This is a genomic window from Niveispirillum sp. (genome assembly GCF_017996735.1).
Classification (GTDB): domain Bacteria; phylum Pseudomonadota; class Alphaproteobacteria; order Azospirillales; family Azospirillaceae; genus Niveispirillum.
Genome location: NZ_JAGOGJ010000143.1, coordinates 1 through 15,677 on the forward strand (window position 1 = coordinate 1; position 15,677 = coordinate 15,677).

The 15,677-nt window shown below is 64.0% G+C and carries 18 protein-coding genes; 2 read left to right on the forward strand and 16 right to left on the reverse strand.

The genetic code is table 11. From position 1 onward, the window contains the following. The 7 genes from KBA48_RS27710 to KBA48_RS27740 form a co-directional block, all read right to left on the reverse strand. On the reverse strand, nucleotides 1-1,035 hold a 1,035-nt coding region (locus KBA48_RS27710; RefSeq protein WP_292911933.1), incomplete at its 3' end, for a DUF3363 domain-containing protein. A gap of 263 nt (nucleotides 1,036-1,298) precedes the next feature. After that, entirely contained in the window at nucleotides 1,299-1,664 is a 366-nt protein-coding gene (locus KBA48_RS27715) for a hypothetical protein (RefSeq protein ID WP_292911934.1), read from the reverse strand. A gap of 48 nt (nucleotides 1,665-1,712) precedes the next feature. Further along, a complete protein-coding gene (locus KBA48_RS27720) occupies nucleotides 1,713-2,135 on the reverse strand; it encodes a hypothetical protein (protein WP_292911935.1) in 423 nt (140 codons plus the stop codon). Nucleotides 2,136-2,346: 211 nt separating this feature from the next. Next, nucleotides 2,347-2,901 carry a lytic transglycosylase domain-containing protein gene (locus KBA48_RS27725; RefSeq protein WP_292911936.1) on the reverse strand — a complete coding sequence of 185 codons (555 nt, stop codon included), beginning with the start codon at nucleotides 2,899-2,901 and terminating at the stop codon, nucleotides 2,347-2,349. Further along, nucleotides 2,889-3,446, reverse strand: coding sequence for a S26 family signal peptidase (locus tag KBA48_RS27730; protein ID WP_292911937.1), 558 nt, complete (start codon nucleotides 3,444-3,446; stop codon nucleotides 2,889-2,891). The genes KBA48_RS27725 and KBA48_RS27730 overlap by 13 nt, the downstream gene beginning before the upstream one ends. Further along, nucleotides 3,443-3,682 carry a helix-turn-helix domain-containing protein gene (locus KBA48_RS27735; RefSeq protein ID WP_292911938.1) on the reverse strand — a complete coding sequence of 80 codons (240 nt, stop codon included), beginning with the start codon at nucleotides 3,680-3,682 and terminating at the stop codon, nucleotides 3,443-3,445. The genes KBA48_RS27730 and KBA48_RS27735 overlap by 4 nt, the downstream gene beginning before the upstream one ends. A gap of 174 nt (nucleotides 3,683-3,856) precedes the next feature. Continuing rightward, complete coding sequence (locus KBA48_RS27740; RefSeq protein WP_292911939.1) at nucleotides 3,857-4,195, reverse strand: DUF736 domain-containing protein; 339 nt, start codon at nucleotides 4,193-4,195, stop codon at nucleotides 3,857-3,859. Between the two features lie 814 nt (nucleotides 4,196-5,009). Here KBA48_RS27740 and KBA48_RS27745 point away from each other — a divergent pair. Further along, nucleotides 5,010-5,906 carry a hypothetical protein gene (locus tag KBA48_RS27745; RefSeq protein WP_292911940.1) on the forward strand — a complete coding sequence of 299 codons (897 nt, stop codon included), beginning with the start codon at nucleotides 5,010-5,012 and terminating at the stop codon, nucleotides 5,904-5,906. A 110-nt stretch (nucleotides 5,907-6,016) separates the two neighbouring features. Here KBA48_RS27745 and KBA48_RS27750 read toward each other — a convergent pair whose 3' ends face one another. The 9 genes from KBA48_RS27750 to KBA48_RS27790 form a co-directional block, all read right to left on the reverse strand. Continuing rightward, on the reverse strand, nucleotides 6,017-6,955 hold the full coding sequence (locus KBA48_RS27750) for a DUF2493 domain-containing protein (protein ID WP_292911941.1): 939 nt from the start codon (nucleotides 6,953-6,955) through the stop codon (nucleotides 6,017-6,019). A gap of 339 nt (nucleotides 6,956-7,294) precedes the next feature. Beyond that, nucleotides 7,295-8,287, reverse strand: a complete 993-nt coding sequence (locus KBA48_RS27755) for a toprim domain-containing protein (protein WP_292911942.1) — start codon at nucleotides 8,285-8,287, stop codon at nucleotides 7,295-7,297. 2 nt (nucleotides 8,288-8,289) lie between these two features. Then, the gene (locus KBA48_RS27760; protein ID WP_292911943.1) at nucleotides 8,290-8,535 is read right to left on the reverse strand and encodes a DUF6117 family protein; all 246 of its coding nucleotides are present in this window, start codon (nucleotides 8,533-8,535) and stop codon (nucleotides 8,290-8,292) included. Nucleotides 8,536-8,602: 67 nt separating this feature from the next. Then, nucleotides 8,603-10,693, reverse strand: coding sequence for a ParB/RepB/Spo0J family partition protein (locus KBA48_RS27765; protein ID WP_292911944.1), 2,091 nt, complete (start codon nucleotides 10,691-10,693; stop codon nucleotides 8,603-8,605). Between the two features lie 113 nt (nucleotides 10,694-10,806). Further along, a complete protein-coding gene (locus tag KBA48_RS27770; RefSeq protein WP_292911945.1) occupies nucleotides 10,807-12,003 on the reverse strand; it encodes a DUF932 domain-containing protein in 1,197 nt (398 codons plus the stop codon). Between the two features lie 89 nt (nucleotides 12,004-12,092). After that, a complete protein-coding gene (locus KBA48_RS27775; RefSeq protein WP_292911946.1) occupies nucleotides 12,093-12,581 on the reverse strand; it encodes a thermonuclease family protein in 489 nt (162 codons plus the stop codon). Between the two features lie 135 nt (nucleotides 12,582-12,716). After that, nucleotides 12,717-13,190 (reverse strand): DUF2285 domain-containing protein, encoded by a 474-nt coding sequence (locus KBA48_RS27780; RefSeq protein WP_292911947.1) that lies wholly within the window; start codon nucleotides 13,188-13,190, stop codon nucleotides 12,717-12,719. A 695-nt stretch (nucleotides 13,191-13,885) separates the two neighbouring features. Continuing rightward, nucleotides 13,886-14,143 carry a DUF2285 domain-containing protein gene (locus KBA48_RS27785; protein WP_292911948.1) on the reverse strand — a complete coding sequence of 86 codons (258 nt, stop codon included), beginning with the start codon at nucleotides 14,141-14,143 and terminating at the stop codon, nucleotides 13,886-13,888. A gap of 121 nt (nucleotides 14,144-14,264) precedes the next feature. Next, entirely contained in the window at nucleotides 14,265-15,128 is an 864-nt protein-coding gene (locus KBA48_RS27790) for a helix-turn-helix transcriptional regulator (RefSeq protein WP_292911949.1), read from the reverse strand. A 351-nt stretch (nucleotides 15,129-15,479) separates the two neighbouring features. Between KBA48_RS27790 and KBA48_RS27795 the strand changes: the two genes are divergently transcribed. Continuing rightward, on the forward strand, nucleotides 15,480-15,677 hold a 198-nt coding region (locus KBA48_RS27795; protein WP_292911950.1), incomplete at its 3' end, for a hypothetical protein.

Genomic DNA, 15,677 nt, shown 5'->3' on the forward strand with positions numbered 1-15,677 from the left:
ACCGGTGTCATGGATGATCAGATCATTCGGCGCACGGGTTAGATTATGTGCCGCTATTTCCCGATGCAGGGTCTTGATGATATCGCCGCGCTCACCCATGCGGCGCAGGGTGGTTTCCAGGTCAGGGTCGAGCCGCCATTGGCCCGCGCCTATGTCCTCGGCCAAGCCCAACCGCTCCAGCTTGCGCAGACGGCCCGTGCGCAGGGCCTGCTGAAACGGGTCTTGGTCGATACCCGATAGCAGCTGATCCGGCGTCCGGTCCCGCAGCAAACGCCGGTCCAGGCTGGTGAACCGCTCCTGTTCTACCTCCCGGCGTAGCTTTTCCTGGACTTCCAGGTCGGTGCGGGGGCCCAAATCCAGGCTGACGATCTCGGCGGCGCGTTCGCGCATGCCCTGAGCCAGATATTCCCGCGCGATGATCAGGTCCTTGCCGCGATCATCCTTGCCACGCAGGAGGATGTGGCTGTGCGGATGGCCGGTATTGTGGTGATCGACCGCCACCCAATCGAGCCGTGTGTCCATATCCTGTTCCATCTGCGCCATCAGGCGGCGAACCAGGGGCTTCAAATCGTCATACTGGTCACCATCCTCTGCCGAGACGATGAAGCGGAACTGGTGGCGGTCGCCGTCGGCGCGGTCGAGGAATGCTCGTCCGTCCAGTTTGTCCTGGTCGGCACCATAGAGCTGGCCCGCCTGTCCCTCACGGGTCACACCATCGCGCTGAACATAGCGCAGATGGGCGCGGGCGCCGACGATGCCTTTGCCCGCCAGTTTGACGATCCGGGATTTGATGATCACGCGGCGCTGCCGCCAGGCGGCAAACTGGTCGCGCGAGGCCAGCACCCGGCCAACGCCGGCACCGCGCCCGATGCGGCTGCCATCGAAACGGCCGGACCGGCGGGTGAAACTCAGCGGCCCGCCCCTGGCCAGAACGGTCGCCGCCAGCACCCTGTTCAGGAAGCGTTTGCCGCGCCGCCCGGAGGCGCTGCGCATGCGACCCAGAAGGGGGCGGAAATCATGATCATCGCCGAACATCGCGGTCTCTCCCGATCCAAGGCTGGCAAAGCGGTCCTGGGCGGGGTTGGTGCCAGAATGGTGTCGATCCCGCCGCCCTGGCACCACCGCAAGGCCCCAAAAAGGATGTGCAGACAGGGGGTTACGGGGGCGCTGGCGCCACCGCTTTATCTTGCCCTACAGCGCCCCTGGTCGGCACCCGCGCTTATCCACGCCCTTCTACGCTCTCATGCTGGAAAGAATGGGAGCGACGGTGCGAACCGCCGCTCCCCGATCAGCACCGCCTATCGGCAGGCTGCACTCTGGAAGGCCTTTCCGGCGGCAGCCCGGCTGCCATAGGCACATTGCCGGGTCATGGAATGCAGGCGCTCATCACCATCGACAAGGCAGCTGGCGACGATGAATTCACCCCGGAAATGGCTCAGAATGAGGATGCAGTGAAGGCCTTCTGCACCGTCATCATCGCCCATCCATTCGCCCAGATAATGCTCCTGGAAGCGGCCATCCCAGATGAATTCGGGACGTTCGGCACTGATGAAACGCTCGACATTGGCCATCAGGCCTTCCTCGCCGAACTCGACGCGGACGTCATCGACCAAGGCAGCGAAACGGTCGATTGCGGCCTGCGGATGCGTTGCAATGAAGGACATGGGAACCTCCGTTTCTGTCGTCCCCATCATCGAGGACGGGGTTCCCCCTCAGCCGGAGAGGCGGCAGTCAAGGACGCCGCCAGGCGCCGCGGAGCGGGGCGCGGGGGAACCGAAATGCGCAGCATTTTGGGGGGACCGCGCATCCTTGACGGGCACCTCGGCCTGGCTGGTACGATGGGCCTGACCGAGATGAGAGAACCCACCCAAGCCGGGCATCGGGAGCCATCGACGCTGCTGGGCGCTCAGGGTCTCCATGACCATCGGGTTCTGCCGGGCCTGATCCTGGAGCCTGCAGACCCGATCCCAGGGCCCGATATTCTCATCGGGCTCCTCACATGAGCCAAAATATCTCAGTGCCTCATTGCGGGCTTTGATGGCCCGCTCCAGGGTGCGGATAAGGGCGAACGCATCCCGGCGCCGATGCCAATATTCGTCCGTTGCCGGGATGGGCTGGGTGTTGGTGATCGACATGGCAACCTCCATCGCTGTCGTCCTCCTCATCGAGGACAGCGCCTGCGCATCGGCCGGAGAGGTGCCGGTCAGGGACGCCGCAGGCGCCGCGGAGCGGGGCGCGGGGGAACCGAAATGCGCCCGCATTTTGGGGGAACCGCGCCTCCTTGACGGGCGCCTCGATCTGGCTGGTAAGATATGCTGATCGAGATGAAGACCATCTCTCACCGTCCTATCGGCCCTTGCCACCGGTGTTGGACAAGGGGGCGAACAGGCGCCCATCCGCAGCATTCAGAGGCACGAACAGTTTGTCCGCCCGCCCCTCCCCTGCCCCGACCAGGGCGGACAGTTCGGTCAGATAGACCCTGGTCTCTGCCGGCAATGGCCGTCCCTCGCGCAGATGCGCCTGATAGCGGGCCGGCCCAGCATTGTAGGCGGCGAACAGGCCGGGATATCCGAAGCGGTCCCGCATCTCGGCGAGATAAGCCGTCCCCGCCATGATGTTGGCGGCGGGGTCGAACACATCGCTACCAATGCCGTGACGGTCGCTCATTTCCGCCCAGGTATTGGGCATCAACTGCATCAGGCCCAGCGCCCCCTTGGGCGAAACGGCACCGGGATCACCGCCACTTTCCACCTGGATGACGGCCCTGATCCAGGCCGCCGGCAGATCGAAACGCCCGGCTGCCACCACGATCTCCGCCTCGTAGGGCGACCGTTCGACCGCCAGGACGGGCGCCGCCAGCACCATTGCCAGCAGCACGCCGCCCAGCCTCAGCGCCGCCATAACGGCACCAACCGGCCGATGACATGCACCGACGGGATCGGCCCGAAATAGCGCCCATCCAGGGAGCCTGCGGCCGACATCAACAGCAGGATTTCACCTGCCGACAGACGGCGACATCCTTCCCACCGGGGAAGGGACCGGCCCAAACTGTCGGCCTTCAGCCGCTGCGCAACCACATCGCCATTGATTGACAACTCGTCGCCACGGGCACAAACCTCGTCCCCGCCGACGGCCGCCACCCCCTTGATCAGCGGCACGCCACGCGGCAGGTAGCCCCGCCGGGCGGCCAGGTTGGCGATGGCATCGGGCGGGCGGACCAGGACCATGTCACCCGTGCGTGAACGGGTTTCCGGCAGCAGCAGATAGAGGCCGACAGGGGCCGATGCGCTGCTGTTCCACACCAGGATGGGCGCCGGGCGGCCCAGGCTGGCGAAGCCCAGCGCCGCCAACCCGAGGCCCGCCAGGATCAGCACCTTGCGGCGCATGGCGCGCGGCAGACGACGTCTGCGCGATGGAAGGCGGGCAGTTTTTGGCAGGCTGTTCATGACAAGCCCCCCTTGCCCGAGGTGCTGTCGCGACGCTCGCCCTGTGACCAGGCATCCAGGTCATCAATATGATAGCGGACGTATCGCCCATGCTTGCGGAAGCGCGGTCCGTCGCCGGTCAGGCGCATCTTTTCCAGGGTCCGGTGCGACAGGCCGACATAGAAGGCGGCCTGCGCCGTGTTGAGAAAGGGGCTGCCCTTGCGGGCCTGGGCAGCCCGGTTGACCTCGTCCTCCATGTTCAATCTCCTCGATGTCGGCGGCGGACATCGCCGCAGATGAGGCGAGCATGGCGAGTGCGGGCGTGGTTGCGGACGCTCGAAAATCGACCCCCCTTGTTTTCGATCCCCCTGAACTGGGCAAACGAAAGCCCCGTCCCGGACGTGCCGGAACGGGGCTGCGAAGCGGCGGGATCAGCGGTCGCGCGGTTCCCAGAGGGCGATGTGGGTGGTGCCGTCCTCGCCGGGATGTTCCAGCTTGACGAGGCGGGCGCGGACCCAGTTGGGGCCGAACTCGGGCGCGCCGATCTTGAGGTTCAGATAGGTCTCGCCGCTGGATTTGGCGACCTGGCTCCAGCCAGCGCCGACCTCGTAGCGCTGGCCGTTGCCGGCATAGACGCGATGGTCAGGCGCGTTCTCCGACAGTTTCTGCACGGGAACGATGGTGAGGCTGGCGGTGACATTGAGGGTCTTAAGGATGCCGGTGAAGCTGCCGTCATCGGCCTTGGTGAAGGTGCCGAGGGTGATGGCCATGATCTGTCTCCTTCGCTCTAGTCGCGGGACCATTCCCGCGATGTCCCCGGCGTCAGAGACCGCAAAGGCGGCCAGCGCCACCCGAGCGCCAGCGACGGGCCGCAACGAAGTGGAGGACCCGAGGGGGAGAAAATTTGTCCCGCGCGGAATGCCGGAGACGGGGTCCCCGCCGACAGCGGGGTGGATCCGGCAGGGGAAATTTTCTCAACACCCCGAGGGTTGGCGTGGACGCCGCGGGCTCTACGCCAACAGGGAGACAGCGGGAATAGGGCTGCGCACAGCGATGATGAAGGAGACGGTGGCGCCAACATACTGCCCAACCATGACACGATGCGCGACCCTCCGGACGGAACCAAGCCAATTGTCAGCGTCAAGCCCACTGCCCCACGGACACAGTACGGCAAAGCCTGCACAACCGGTTCTGCTGGAAATGAAAGTGCGGAGAGCTGGCGGCGAGATGGCGCCCGAAGCCCGAAAGCCCTGCCCTTGACCAGGTAACGGGCCGGTGTCGGACACAGAGAAACGGCGCGTGCCGGTTGACTGTCAAACGCGGCCACCAGGAGGCCACACCAATGACGATATGTGCGCAGAATGCTGCGCAGGCGCCCTTCAAACACCGTGCTCATAAGCTCCGGCTCCGTCGATATTGCAGCCATGGCCGACCGTTGATAATGTCGGGGATCGGCTGACCGGCCGTGCCGTCCACACTGGCGAAGCCTTCGGGGCAGGTTCTTATCACCATCCTGACACTCTCTTTCGAGGCGCTCAGGGCTTAGTGGACACGCCTTTCTCCAGCGCCGAGAGGGAGGATGGTATGCGTTTTTTCTTTCCCAATCTCACCCGCCCCAAAAAGGCCGCCAAACACCTTACCGGGGCGTTCCCGGAGATTTCTCTGGCAAACGTCCAGCGGGCCATCGCCATGGCCTGCGGCTATCGCGATTGGCACGAGCTTGAGACTAATCACACAGCGGCGGAGCCCACCATCCTGGATGAGCACTTGCCCGCAGGTGCCTTCCGGGAACGCGCCATCACCTTGGTGCGCAGTCTGGCGGCGTCGCTGAACGTGCACGATGGCGATGTGCAGGCGGCATTACCCGAGATGAGGTTGACTGGAAATCGAGCCTTCACCTATGAGGATCATGAGATTATCAGAACGGCCTGTTGGCGGGCCGGGCCAGTTCCGTGGAACGAAGGTCGACAGCCCGGTGTAATATTCCACATCAAGAGCGCGGGCTACTCGAAGACCGAACCCCGTTGGTGGTGCCAGTCCAGCGATGGGGTGGAATATATCGACCACTCCGCTTGCAGGGGCTTATGCGCCACGTTCGAGGCGGTCGTCCCCCGCACCCGGATTGCTGATTTTGTGCCCCGGCGCTTCTGGTTACCATATGGCTGGATGGAGATGGAGGACGGCAGCCGGGTTCTGTTTTCCCGGGATTATCTGCCTCTGTGGCAGGTTGCCAGCGGCAAGGTGAAGCGGCTTAAACCAACGATCAAGTTCGGTGCCTACAGGGACCGGAAATGGTTTCGGGAAGAAGGAAAGCCGTGGTCGTATGGCCCAGCCAAAGAAGCAGCCGAACAAATGCTGGCGAAATACGGCATCACGGCACTTCCCCGGTTGACGGACGTTCTTCCAATCCTGATCCAGGTCAACCACATCGACGTCAAAGGCGCTGCTGAAGTGCTGGATGGCATACGAGAGCTGGCATAGTTCGACGCCCAACGGGGAGGTCGGTTACGGCCTCTCCAAACCGCGTTCCGGCCAGCCCTAGCCTCAATTCCCGCAGCATCACAGACATAAATCAGGGACAGGAGCGCCAGTCACCCCCCGAACCGCCACACCGGAATGCCCATCTTGCGCGCCTTGTCGGCCAGGTTCTGAGAAATGCCGGAACCGGGGAAGGCCACCAGCCCGATGGGCAGAGCCTCCAGCAGCACGTCATTGCGGCGGAACGGTGCTGCCTTCTTGTGGCGGGTCCAGTCGGGCTTGTAGACGATCTGTGGCACCCGCCGGTGATCCGCCCAGCAGGCAGCGACACGCTCGGCGCCCTTCGGGGTGCCACCGTGCAGCAGCACCATGTCGGGGTGCTTGGCATGGACCTTGTCCAGGGCGGACCAGATACGATCAACGTCGTTGAACTCAATGCCGCCGGCAAAGGCGATCTTGGGGCCAGGCGGGACCAGAACCTGGTTGTCGGCATAGCGGCGGGCGGCAATGTGATCGCGGCTGTCGATCACCGCCGCCGTCAGGGTCCGGTGGCTCAGTTGGGAGCCCTGGCGGGGGCGCCAGGTGGAGCCGGTCAGGGCCTCGTACATCTCGGCGGCAGTGTCGCGGAAGAACTCGAAGGCGTTGCGGCGCTCGATCAGGCCAAGGCCCTCGGCCGTCAGCCGCTCCAGTTCGACGGAGCGGATTTCCGAGCCGTCCTGCTCATTCTGGCTACGTAGCTGGGCCTGCTCGTTGCTGTCCAGGTCGCGCTCCAAGCCGGCGATGCGGCGGTGGAAGACGTTGACGCAGGCCCACAGCAGGTCGCCCAGGTCGTCCTCCAGCCGGGTGCCATTCAGCAGGCCGGCCAGGGTTTCCAGGCACGCCCCGATCTCGGCCCGGGCCTGCTCGGCATCGGGCAAGGGGCGCGGGTCCGGCTCATCCTGGAAAGGTCGATATCCGTAGAGTTGCAACTCCTCCAGCAGGTGAGCGGACGGGGCCGATGCGTTTGGCGTTTCATCATCGGGGGACAGGGAATGGGTGGTCAGGCGGGTCATGGCGGCCTCCTGGATCTCCGGTTGGCCGCGCCCTCCGCGGCCTTCATGGGGATCGCCCGCCAGGGCCGCAGGCCGGGTCCGCACCCGCTTTGCGGGCCGGAGCGAGAGCGGAGGATGGGGACCCGCGCTTTCTTGTTCCGCGAGGAGGCCGCCCTGGGGCGGCCGGGGAAGAAAGCAAGCGGGTCCCCATTGCGGACCCGGCCGGCCCTGGCAGATCCCCTCCCCCGAAGGCCGTGGGCGCGGTCCTGGCCGGCAGAACCACGGGTGCCCGACACCCTGCCGCCAGCCAGGCCCCTGCCCCTCCCCGATGAGGCCGATCATGGCGACGATCATCTGCCGCTATGGAAGGAAGCGCGCGACGTCTTCGGGATGGAGCTGCCCGACAAGCCGTTTCCGCAGCGTCGGCAGGCCATCAGCCAGCAGATCGGCGTTGAAATCCTTGTGGCGCGGCCGCAGCGGCAGGATGTCGATGCCTGCACCTTGGACCCGCCGGGCCAGCCGTTCCAGCGCCCGACTGCCGGCGGTGTCCTTGTCCTGGAGAACGTAGAGACGGCGCAGGTCAGGCGGGAACAGCAGGGCGGCGAGGTGGCCGGCAGACAGGGCAGCGACCAGCGGCAGGCCCGGCACGATCATGCGCACCGTCAACGTGGTTTCGATGCCTTCGCCGACCGCCATCACGGGACCTGGCCGCCCGAAGCGTACGCCGTTGCCCAGCAGATGCCCCATGGATCGGCGGGGTTCATCCAGCGCGGCCTTGCCGCCATCCACGCCCAGCCAGGTGCGGTGCAGACCGGTCAGGTGACCATCATGATCGGTGACGGCGGCGATCAGAGCCGGCAGGCTGACACGACCATGAGGTTCCCGCCGGTGACAACGTGGATGGAAGCGTAGGGCCGGCTCGGGCTGAGCCAGAAGGATGCCACGGCCGGCCAGATAGCGCTCGGCCAAGGTACCCGGCAATGGCCGGCTGGCCGCGAATAGGCGCTGGCAGGCCGCGGGCGAGCCGGTAACGGCTGGCCCGAGGGAGCAACCGGACGACACCGGCAACGGCATTCGCAGGAAGGCCCGGGCCTCGTCCATGGCCTCGCGGAGAGACAGGTTGCGGTTCAGAGCGATCAGGTCCAGCAGGTCGCCGTGCTGGCCCGTGGCGGCGTCAGCCCACCGGCCGGCCCGAGGCCCTTTCAGGCGGACATAGAGGCTGCGACCGGCATGTCCCTGCACATCGCCGACCTGCCAATAGTTGCCCTGACGATGACCATTGGGCAGGAACTGACGGCACACCGCCTCGGCCTCCAGCGCGAGGCGATGTGCAAGGAGGCCGGCATTCCCCATGGTCAGGCACCGGAGCCATCCAGACCGCCGGGGGCATCCGGCGGAAGGTAAGCGTCGTAGAGATTGCCATCGGCGAGGTGACCGAACGGGGTCATGATGATGCCGCGCTGATCTCGACCCAGGGCCCAGATGACGTAGCGCGGCTCGCCGGTGACGGCATCATTGCATTCCATCAGCGCCAGATTGCCGTCGTGGGCGGCACGCAGAAGCGTGCTGAAATTGGCGCGGGCATGGTCGGGTATTGCCATGATCCGTCTCCAAAAAAAGAATGGCCCAGCGCTGAGGCCGGGCCAGGGGTGGAAGGTAAAGGTCGGATTATTCGGCGGCGATCGACTGTGCCACCGCTTGCGGGCCTTCCACCGGCACCACGTTCTCCGGCTCGATATCGGCGGTCGGCGGCGTCACAGGTCCGGCCCCCTCCTCCGGCGCGGCCATCACCTGTCCCGGCGTGCGCAGCAGTGCGGGCAGCCAGTTGGTGCCAGCCAACATCAGTTCGGCCTGCACGGCCATGTCAGGCTTGCGGAGATGGTCAATCTGACGGGCGGCGGCTTCGCCCTTGGCCTCGATCACTGCTTCCAGGATACGGGCCTTGGTGACCCGTCCGAGATAGTTCAGCGCCGTCGGCACCCAGCCTACCGCCGCCATGTCGAGTTGGAGGGCGGCTGCCAACCCGTCGGCGTGCCGCCGGCTCTCCGGCCCGTATTCACCGGACGACTGCACGGCATGCACCGTCAGGCCCACACAATGGGCGAACAGTGCCGCCCGGCTGTCGGCATCGAAACCCACCAGCGCCTCCCAGAGATCACGCGGGTCCTGGGGCAACTGTTCCACCCAGTTTTCATGCCGGGCGTTGATGGCCTTGGCCGGGATGCTGTCCGCCAAGCCCTGAGGCTCCGCCATGAAGCCCGGACTGCGCGCGGTGATCTGCAGGCAGGAATTGGAGCTGCGCTGGTAGAAGAGCTGGAGACAGAGCAGATGCAGCGCGGCGATGAAGGCCGTGTCCGGGTCCCGGGCCAGGGCGTCACGCAGGGCCAGGGTCCGATAGGCCGTCAACTCCATCACCAGCCGTTCGGGCAACGGCTTCAGCCCCTCTTCCTCCGGTTCAGGCTCCTGGCTGACGGAACCGCTGGTATGGGCGACATGGGCAGCAGCCGGGATGCGGGTGCCCTCCGCATCGCCGCCTCCCTCGGCGGGATCAGCTTCCGGCTCCGCCGGTTCTTCGACACGCAGCTCATCCTCCGGCCGGACATAGCCGCGTTCGACCCGCAACTGTCCGTCCGACCCGATGCTGACATAACAGCCGGCCCGCGCGATCTCTTCCGGATCATAGCGCACGGGCCGCTGTTCCAGCACGGCGATCTCGCCGGAAATGGCCGTCAGGCGTTGATCTACCTCCTCGGAAATCGCGCCATCATCGTCATGCTCCTGGGCCAGCCGGTCATATTCATTCTGAAGCTCGGCATAGCGGGCCTCCTCCTGCTGGGTGCGAGCGATCACCTCGCCGCGCAAGCGGCGCTGGCCGGCGGCATGGCCGTAGAGGAAGTCGGTATCGACCTCCATCCATTCCCAACCCTCCTCCATCACCGCTTCGGCTTCCTTGGCCAGCTTCGAAGCCGCCAGACGTTCCAGCAGCGGCACATCGCCCAGCCAACCACCATCGTCGGGCGTGAACAGGTCGCGCATCACTGGCCCGCCGGCCGCGACATAGGTGTCCAACCCCACGAACTGCGCCCGCTTATCATGGGCGGGGATGCTGCCGGCCGTCAGTGAGCGGCGGATGTGATAGGGCTCGCGCTGCCAGGGCTGGGTCAAGGAGGCCCAGACCTGCTCCTGGTGTTCGTGATTGCTGCTGACGCTGAAGGCCATCACCATCTCCAGTGTCATGCCGTCCTCGGCATAAAGCTCCAGGAGCTTCGGTGACACCGAGGCCAGGCGCAGCCGCTGCTTGACCACCGCCGTGGTGATGAAAAACCGGGCGGCGATCTCCTCCTCGCTCAACCCCTTGTCGCGCAGGGTCTGAAAGGTGCGGAACTGATCCAGCGGGTGCAGCGCCACCCGTTGCAGGTTCTCCGCCAGGCTGTCCTCCTCACCCAGCCCCCCGGTACGGATGACGCAGGGGATGGGCGCGGTCCTGGCGAGGCGCTTCTGCTTGACCAGCAGTTCCAACGCCCGGTAGCGCCGTCCGCCCGGCGCCACTTCGTAGATACCCGTCTCCTTGCCCTCGGCATCCAGTTGCGAACGGACGGGGAGGCCATGCAACAGCGTGCGGTTGGCAATGTCCTCGGCCAAGTCGGCGATGGACACGCCGGCCTTGACCTTGCGGACATTGGCTTGGGACAGGACCAGCTTGTTGAAGGGAATGTCCTGGGACCGGCTCAGGACGATCTTGGCGGTATTGGCAGCCATGGATTTTCTCCACGACGGACCGATGGAAGCCTCTCTCCCACCTTGGCAGCCCGTCGCAAAGCCCCCTGCCCTCCTCTGCCTCGAAACGCCCGGAGCCGCGCCCCGGCCACCAGTCAGGCCAGCCGGTCCAGCAGCTTCTTGGCCCGCCCCTCCATCTCCAACCTGGCATCCTGGTGGGGTTTGTCGCGGGCCACTGCCGTGATGCCCTGCACGAAATCGAAGATCGATGCCGGCTTGCGGCCCTCCTCGGCCAGCACGGTTTCGATGATCTTGGACGTCTCGGCCTTAGAGAAGCCGCGCTTGCGCAGAAACTCGGACCGGTCGTCATCATCGCGGGCGACGATCTGTTCCCGTGCTGCCCGGATGCCGTTGACGAAAGGCATGGGGGAGGAATTGGCGAAACGGGTCAGGGCGGGTGCGGCCTCATGGGCAAAGCGGGAGGGGGCATATTTGGAGTGGCGGATGGCAATCTCCTGGAAATCCTCGGCGCCCCAGATATTCCGGTTCTGGCACACGGCTCGCAGATAGAAGCTGGCCATGCCCAGGGTCTTGGCGCCCACCTCGCTGTTCCAGCAGTAGAAGCCGCGGAAATAAAGATCCGGCGAACCGTCCGGCAGCCTTCCCGCCTCGATGGGATTCAGATCGTCAACGAGGAACAGAAAGACGTCCCTGTCGGAGGCGTACAGCGTCGTCGTGTCCCGCGTGATATCAACGCGCGGATTGTAGACTCCCGTCGACCAGTCCAGCACGCCCGGCACCTTCCATCGCGTGTCGCCCGTGCCGTTGCCGGCGATGCGCTGTACCGCCTCGACCAGTTCATGATCGAAGATGCGGCCATAATCGGGGCCGGTGACAGCACGCAGTTCTGTCCGGCCGTCTTCGATTTCCAAGGTCTTGACCTGCTCGGCTCGGTGCGAGGTCAGGCCATATTGCAGATTGATCCCAGCCAGCGCCGCCGGAAGCTGGCGCAGGTAGGCGGTCGGGGCACCGACCAGACTGGCCAACTGGCCAAAGCTCCAATGCGTGGGTACCACCGGGCGATCTGCACCCGGCAGCAGGAAGGACAGTTTCTCGGGATTGTCGCTCCTGGCCTCCACGCGGATGTCGGCGCTGGGCATCGTCCGGGTCCGGCTGCGCTCGGTCCGCGACCGGACGGAGGCGTAGAGGTCGGACAGCGACAGGAAGCGCTCATCATCCGGCCGCGAGAACCATTCGGACGACACCCGACCGATCCGCTGGCCGCGGGTCACGTCCACCTTGTAGCCACCACTGCGGTCAGCGGCGGCGTCGAGTATTTCCACCTGGGTCATGGCACGTCTCCAGGACGGGCGCCGGAAGCCTCTCCTCCGGCTGTGGCCCGTCACCCGGAAATCCGTCCCACCTCTGACTCTCCGTCCTTTCACCCCGTGCACTGGTCGGTCGGTGTCGGTGGAACAAACCCGCCCCGCCACAGGCCCGAGGCCAGGAACCGCGCATTGTTCTCCCAATTGCTGAGATCGTCCCGGCCGAACCGGCAGGCTAGGGCCCAGCCGCCACGGACCATCCGCTCCGAGAGGGACGTGCCACCAACGAAGCAATCGGACAGGTCGGCACTGCCGGGATGAGGCCGACAATAGACCGGCGTGCCGGTCACCAGTTCCCGCAAGCCCTGCACGGCCTCCTGGCCGCAGGGCCAGGTCGTGCCTTTACGGACGACACAGTGCTGATCGGGCAATGGCGGCACGATGCCGGCCAGACGGTGCCGGGAACCGGCAATCTCCAGTAGGCCGGCATCAATGACCGTGGCTGGCCCCTCCTGCTCGGACCGGCCCCTGGGCCATAGCGTGAGGACGCCAGCGCCAATCCCAATCAGGATCAGCACCGGCAGAGCAAATTTCAGGGTCTTCATCACGCAGTCTCCTTCCGGTTGGGTTGCTGACAAGGCCCCCGGCAAGCTCCCTTTCCCTGCCTGCCAAAGCCCGTCACGAAGGTTCCAGCCGCCCTCTCGCTCTCCCCGCTGGCCACCCGCAGTTCTGCCCCCCGGTCATGTTGCCCCCCTTGAGCGAAGCAGATCACGATAGCCGCCACGCACCATTCGCCAGGCGTCCCGAACCAGCCGCTGGATCCGGAGACGCAGATAGTCGGAGCGGCCGTTCCAATTCTCCCGGACCTCCCGTTCACCCAGCAGGAAAGCGGCGATCTCACGATGGCTGGCTCCGGCGCAGACCCCATCAAAGGCGCGCAGCTTCTCGATCCAGCGCGGGGCTCGGGTGTCCGTGGGATAGAGCTCGTGCGGCAACCGACCGGAACGGTGGAGTTGCATCAAGCGGCGGACGGCCAGCAGGCTTTCTTGCGTGAACCGAACGCCCGTGATGGTGCAGCGCAGCCGCACGGGGCCTGACAACAATGTTCCCGTGGTCACCATCAGTTGGAGATGATGGCAACCGTCACTGAACAGAACATGTTCAGCCCCGTCGGAGATCTTTAGAACAACGGCAAGCTGCCGGAGCCGCTGCACGTCGAAAACGTCCTCTGCATCGGGTTCGGCGCAGGACGCCTCGACGGTGAGGACCGTAGTGGCCAGCGACGGATACCAGAAGGTGACGTCCGGTTCGATGGCATCGGCAAAAAATCACCCCCCAGCGGGCATCGGCAGGCATCTCGGATAGAATGATGATCCGTGGCCCGTTAGCGGAGCAGTTGGTTGTTTGAACCCTTTCGGCGAAGCTCTTGAGAACGTCCGCAAAATCGGGAGACCGGCGAAGCCATTCTGCCGCCCAGCCCGCCTTGTCCAGAGCCAGCAGCGGCCGGTATTGTTCTGGGTCGCGCCAGTCTGGCCGCAACGGAAATTCGGGGCATCGAGATTGTCGTTGCACGGTAGCCTCCCGTTGGCCGCATGGGCCTTGCAGACCCAACGACAACTGAACCATCGCGCCGAATGCTCGAATAGCAGACGACAAATACAGCTTCATCACAACATTGATAAACGTCTTTCGTGTGGTTGCGCTGCCTACCGGGACATTGCGGAGAACAGATCAAATCAATGTATGAATCTCATGGACGACAATAATTTACAGTGAATAAACTTACAAAATCGACACTTCCACTGAATAGATTAACTCTAAAGTTGGCGACCAGACCGTGAGATCATTTGGTCCGCTCCAGTCATCAAGGTGAAAGAAAATACAGGACCACAATCGAGGAGTGCTGCTTCTACACTGAGAGGTGACGATGGCCACTGGCAGCCATCCATTGAGCCCGCCGCAGGTGGGAAGCCCAGCAGCGATGGGTTCGATCCTTGTCCAGCAGCGCATCACGATGCAGGACGATCCTGGCAACGTCCTGCCAGTCGGCTCCAGAGGCCTCGGCGTCGAGCAACCGAACATAGGTGATGAAGTGAGCTTCATCATAGGAGGTGATGGTCTCCGACCAGGGTACCTCATCCTGAACATCCGGGTTCAATTCACTCATATTCCCGCCTCCCGCCGGAATTTCCGTCTCGATCCGGAAGCACTGTTCGGACTCCGTACTGCAAATCGACAAATCCCCCAAGAGCAAACTGGGTGACAAATGCTCCGTCGGGGCAATCGTCTCAAAGCCGGTCCTTGCGGAACTGAGATGGTGTCGTCCCAGTGATCTTCCGGAAAGTCTCAGTGAAATGGCTGTGGCTCGAAAAGCCCAGGGTGAGACCAATCTCGGTGATCGACAGATGCGGATCGAGCAGCAATTGCTGGGCTCGCGCGATGCGCCGCTTGTTGAGATAGCGGAAGGGAGAAGTGCCCAGGCTGACCCGGAAGGCCCGGATAAAATGGTAGCGGGTGAGCCCGACTTCAGCGGCCAAATGGCCGAGATTCAACTCCTCCCCCAGGCGGGCCTCGATATATTCGACAACGCGCCGCTGCCGTGAACTGCCGAGACCGCCGATGACCGGCGTGGGCTGGCCTGCATCTCCGAAAGTCTCATACAGTTTGAGAAGCAGCATCGCGCCGATGTGATCGAGATAGAAGAGGCTTGCCGGACCCGTCTCGTCCATCCCTTGGCGCAAACAGTCGACCAGCTTGCCGATCACGGGGTTGTCCACGGCGACCATCGGCTTAAGGTCGGGTATCCTCCCACCGAACGCCTCGACCAGCGTACGCTCAAGAAAGCTTTGGGTGAAAGCAACCCCGAATATTCGCTGGTTCCCAGTCCAGTCAACATGAACAAATTGATCAGGCGGAAACAGATGGAACTGACCAGCGTTGACGACATGGCGTTGGGGCTCCAAAACGCCATGCGGTTTCCAACCCAGTTCGAAGGGCTCTCCCCGATGGACTGCCATGCTCAGATGAGAAGTCCCGACCCAGGTTCCGGCATTGGTCGGAACCTCGAACTCACCAACGATCAGGCCTTGATGGGCAATGGGCTTGCCGATCCTGACCCATAAGGGCAGGGGCTTGGAGGAGAAGTCGAACAAGACACGTCTGGCTTTGGGCTTTGAGGACAATTTGGCGTTCCTCCATTGGATACAAAGCTTGCATGACCAGCCGATTGATTCTGTCGCAGGCAACGTCGGCAGCAACAGCTACCGCAGCTCCCGGTGCAGTCGCTTCATTGCCTGACAGGCTCACGGCATGGTGTCGGCTGGCCACATCGATGGCCAACCTTGGAGAGGTAAGTTTAAACATTGACATTCTGTCTAATAATATATTTTTTAAGAAAGCAGGCATTCTTACGAGCTGACGATCGTTACACCCCTATCGGCTCATCTGTCCGCAATAGCCGGCAGGGCCGGTTGCTAGAATATGTCGTATGGGAGATTGTTATCATGCGGCGCCTACCGCGCATCCTAGCTATCCTCACTGGCGTCATCGCCCCCTTGATGCTGATCGCCGTTTGGCCGTCGCCGTCTTTGCCGGTTCGGCATGTCCCGCCATCCTCACCATCGCAGATCGACGGTGCCACGATCATCGATACCGTGAGCGGCACTCTGCTTAAGGGCATGTCGGTATTGATGGACCAAGGC